The organism is Erwinia sp. PME.40.26/001, from assembly GCF_055556675.1.
The window spans coordinates 1-239 of record NZ_JBVHNP010000411.1 but is presented as its reverse complement, the minus strand read 5'-3'; the positions used below and the strand labels follow the sequence as shown (position 1 = coordinate 239).

General features: G+C 66.1%; 1 protein-coding gene. It reads left to right on the top strand.

Features of this window, described 5'->3' with window-relative positions; genetic code table 11:
- Nucleotides 1–239, top strand: a 239-nt coding sequence (locus ACZ3HG_RS24760) for a hypothetical protein (protein ID WP_465335180.1), incomplete at both ends; no start/stop codon positions are given.

Here is a 239-nt window from a genome sequence, read left to right as displayed (position 1 = left end):
ACGACATCTACGCCTCCTGCTGCGAGCGCTCGGCGCAGATCACGCGCCCGGATGGCCGGCTCAGCCTGATCGTTCCCATCCGCAGCCAGTTCGCCGATCGCGACGAGTCACTGCGGAAGTTCTACGAGCGGCGGTTCGATGCGATCTGGGTGAGCACCTTCCAGGAACGCCCGGCTGCCCTGTTCCAGGTGAAGGTGCGCAGCACGATCATCACCGCCGCCGGGTATGGCAGCGTCTCC